Consider the following 3,938-nt stretch of genomic DNA (forward strand, 5'->3'; position numbering starts at 1 on the left):
TCTTGCCCACGCCGGGATCGCCCACATAGAGCGGGTTGTTCTTCTGGCGGCGGCACAGCACCTGAATGGTGCGGCGAATCTCCTCCGCCCGGCCGATCAGCGGATCGATCTTGCCCTTGCGGGCCTTCTCGTTGAGGTTGACGCAATAAGCCTCGAGCGCATCGGTCTTGCGCTTGGTCTTCTCGCTGCCGGACGGGGCGGTCTCGCCCGTGCCGGAGGCCGTCTCCTCCTCGGCCCCGCGCACCGGCCGGCTCTCCGCCGCCCCCGCCCGCTTGGCAATGCCGTGGCTGATGTAGTTGACGGCGTCATACCGCGTCATGTCCTGCTCCTGCAGGAAATAGGCGGCATGGCTCTCGCGCTCGGCGAAGATGGCAACGAGCACGTTGGCGCCGGTCACTTCTTCCCGGCCCGAGGACTGCACATGGATGACGGCGCGCTGGATGACCCGCTGGAAGCCCGCGGTGGGCTTCGCATCTTCCGGGCTGTCGGTCACGAGGTTCTCAAGCTCCGTGTCGATATACTCGACGAGGTCACGACGGAGCTTTTCCAGATCGACATTACACGCCCGCATCACCGCTGCCGCGTCCTGATCGCTGATCAGAGACAGCAACAGATGTTCGAGTGTTGCGTATTCCTGCCGCCGCTCGTTAGCGAAAGCGAGGGCCTGATGGAGTGCCTTCTCCAGGCTGCGAGAGAATGACGGCACGGGACCTCCTCACTTCTTTTCCATGACACATTGCAACGGATGCTGGTGCTTGCGTGCGAAATCCATGACGAGAGTTACTTTTGTCTCGGCGACCTCATAAGTATAGACGCCGCATTCACCGACGCCGTGATGATGGACATGAAGCATGATGCGCGTGGCTTCTTCCCGGTTCTTCTGGAAAAAGCGTTCGAGCACTTCGATAACGAACTCCATCGGAGTGTAATCGTCGTTCAGCAGCAGCACCCGATAGAGCGAGGGCCGGCGAACCCGCGTCCGGGTGCGGGTCGCCACCGAAGTGCCGCTGCCCGAATCCCCGTCGCCGCCGTCGTCCTCCGCGCCGCTCATCGCTGCCGCCCGCAGAATGCGCTCCGCCTCCGGCCGCAGGCCGCCCGCAGGCGCACCGGCCACCGTCGAAAATTCCGTCGCCGTGTTCTTGTTCTCAGCCGACACGTTCAGCCTCGTTGCAGCCCAGTTGGCATCCGCTCTGCCCTGCCCGCGAACCGCGCAGGGCTTCATCCTGTGACAGGCCGGATCTTCTGACAGGCCAGCCCGCGGAAAGCCGGATCGCCCGTGCGCCTCAACGGCCGGCGCAGCAACAGCGGGAGATTCGGCCGGCCCCGGAGCCGGCACCGGATCGTTGCCGGCCCCTCCCCGACTGGCGGCGGAAGGCCCGGTAACCGTTCTGTCAGGCATCGCACCTGAAGCTGGCGCCGGACAGAACGCGCGCCAGAATTTTCACGAAAAGTGCCGGGCGCCTGTCACGGCGGCCGCTGCGGACCCGGTCGCGTCCGCCTGTCGGATCCGATGCAAACATCAGACCAATTTGACGGCTCCGGACCGCCCGGCACCGTTGCCCGAGGCAGCCCGCCGGCCGCTTCCCCGCACCGCATGCGGCAGCGGAGGCGGCCGGATCACCCCCTATATGTTGGGGTGCCTCATTCGCATTGTAAGGGCATCCCGCATCCGCGCAACGCGCAGCGCCCATGCGCCGGCTGCATTCGCAGGCGAATTTTTTGCCTGTTGCGCAATTGCTCGCAACAAATGGGGTTGGCCCGTCCGAAATGCAAAAAGCCCGACCAGATGGCCGGGCTCTTCATCATGCACGCTGTCTGACATCCCGCCGGCGTTCATCGCCGCATGGCAGGGGGACGGAAGCCCGTAACCGGCAGGGCCTGCGCCGCGCGTCGCAGCAGCCTCGTCCGCCAGCCGGGCAGAACCGCCTCAGAAACCTGAGGACGTCAGAGCTTGGTGGCGACCTTCGGCAGCACGCCTTCGTAGGGCTTCACGGCTTCCTTGGCGAGGTCGACATAAAGCTCGCCGAGCTTGGTCATCTCGGCCACCATGCCTTCATAGCTCTGGCGGGCGAAGGCGCTCTGGATCTCCACAGCCTTATCCACGGTGCGGGCCGCGAACAGCTTCTCGACGGTGGCGGCGCTCTCCTCGAAGCTCTTCTTGGAGAAATCGGCGATTTCCACCGCAATGGCCTGCAGGCCCTTGTTGTAGGCGCCGAAGCTCTTCATCGCGGTATCGAGCTGCTCTTTCTGGACGCGCTGCATATCCTCGAAGCCGTACGCCATTTCTGCAATCCTTCCTGTGCGCTGCCTCGCAAGGCGCCCTGTGGGTTCTGCGCCTTTGCCTGCGGTTGAGATTATGCACTGCACAATTGTCTGTCAACGTGCTTTTTGCAGTGCAACATAACACCGGAGCATGAACGCGACCGGCGCAATCGCAGCAATGGTCTTTACCCTCCGCTAACCGCTCGCGGATACCGTTTGCACACCAGAGCATGAGATGGCGCGCTGCCGCGATGCCACCCCATTTCTGCGGCCCATAAGACCGGTCCCGGCACCGCCCGCCGGCGCTGGTTGAGTTCTAAGGACGGCGAAATGGCAGACCCCTGCAAGACCCCGGTTGAGTCTGTGCCCCGCGGCGTTGCTGCCGGGATGCACAGTCTGCTGCGGATGGCGCGGGCGGCTGCCGTCGCCATCGGCCTCGGCACTGCCGCAACCGTGGCCATTGCCCCGCTGGCGCCTGTCGCCCATGCCCAGTCGAACGAGCGCTATGCGGCCTTCGTGGTCGATGCCTCCAGCGGCCGGGTGCTGTTTTCCAAGAACGCCGACGCGCTGCGCTATCCCGCCTCGCTGACCAAGATCATGACGGCCTACGTGCTGTTCGAGGAGCTGTCGGCCGGCCGGCTGACGATGGATACGCAGCTTCGCGTTTCCGCCCATGCCGCGGCGCAGGCGCCCTCCAAGCTCGGCGTCAAGGCCGGCTCCACCGTGTCGGTGCGCGATGCGATGCTGGCGCTGATGACGCGCTCGGCCAACGACTGCGCGGTGGTCATCGCTGAGAACATTTCCGGCAGCGAACCGGCCTTCGCCCGCCGCATGACCGCCACCGCCCGCCGCCTCGGCATGCGCAACACGTCCTACCAGAACGCCAACGGCCTGCCGAACCCCGGCCAGATCACCACCGCCCGCGATCTGGCGATCCTCGGCCTCGCCATTCAGCGCCAGTTCCCGACCTACTACCGCTATTTCTCGACCCGCAGCTTCCGCTACAAGGGTCAGACCATCACCAACCACAACCGTCTGATGAGCCAGATGGCCGGCATCGACGGCATCAAGACGGGCTACATCCGCGCCTCGGGCTTCAACCTCGTCTCCTCCATCAAGCGCGGCAACAAGCGTCTGGTGGCGGTGGTGATGGGCGGCACCTCGGCGCGCGCCCGCGACCAGCACATGGCGGAGCTTCTGAACCGCTACCTGCCGGATGCCCAGCCGATGCAGCGCGACGTGGTGGTGGCCGGCCTGCAGGGCAGCCGCGGCGATGTCGGCACCGCGCCGGCGCCGGCGGTGCTCGCCACCGGCACGCCGCTGAAGCTTGGCCGCCCGCAGCTTGCCGAGGTCAGCGCCGATCCGGACGACAAGGTGGCGATGGCCAAGGTGGCCGCCGCAAAGGCAACCGAAACCCCGCTCGTGGCAGAGACCGGTGCGGCGCCGAAGGCGGCGCCCTCCGTGCCGGCGCTGCCCTCGCCGGCCGAACGCCCGGAGCCTGCCGCCGCCGTGGTGGCCCGCGCCGACGATGCCGGCGAGACCGACGACAAGGTGCCTTCCGTGCCCGTTCTGCCGGCTGCCAGCCCGGAGCGCCCCGGCACGGACGAGGGTGAGACCGACACCGCCGACGCCGCCGGCGACGAAGACGCCGCTCCGGCCGCCAAAGTGCCCGCCGC

At 66.4% G+C, this 3,938-nt stretch carries 4 protein-coding genes; 1 reads left to right on the forward strand and 3 read right to left on the reverse strand.

Features of this window, described 5'->3' with window-relative positions; all coding sequences use genetic code 11:
* The 3 genes from V7067_RS09125 to V7067_RS09135 form a co-directional block, all read right to left on the reverse strand.
* On the reverse strand, positions 1–706 hold a 706-nt coding region (locus V7067_RS09125; RefSeq protein ID WP_334175584.1), incomplete at its 3' end, for a Clp protease N-terminal domain-containing protein.
* 9 nt (positions 707–715) lie between these two features.
* Positions 716–1,051 carry an ATP-dependent Clp protease adapter ClpS gene (gene clpS, locus V7067_RS09130; protein ID WP_334175596.1) on the reverse strand — a complete coding sequence of 112 codons (336 nt, stop codon included), beginning with the start codon at positions 1,049–1,051 and terminating at the stop codon, positions 716–718.
* An 893-nt stretch (positions 1,052–1,944) separates the two neighbouring features.
* Positions 1,945–2,283, reverse strand: a complete 339-nt coding sequence (locus tag V7067_RS09135) for a phasin family protein (protein WP_334175585.1) — start codon at positions 2,281–2,283, stop codon at positions 1,945–1,947.
* 366 nt (positions 2,284–2,649) lie between these two features.
* Here V7067_RS09135 and V7067_RS09140 point away from each other — a divergent pair.
* A partial coding sequence (locus V7067_RS09140; RefSeq protein ID WP_334175586.1) for a D-alanyl-D-alanine carboxypeptidase family protein occupies positions 2,650–3,938 on the forward strand: 1,289 nt, incomplete at its 3' end.

Source organism: Pseudoxanthobacter sp. (assembly GCF_036822375.1).
Taxonomy (GTDB): domain Bacteria; phylum Pseudomonadota; class Alphaproteobacteria; order Rhizobiales; family Segnochrobactraceae; genus Pseudoxanthobacter.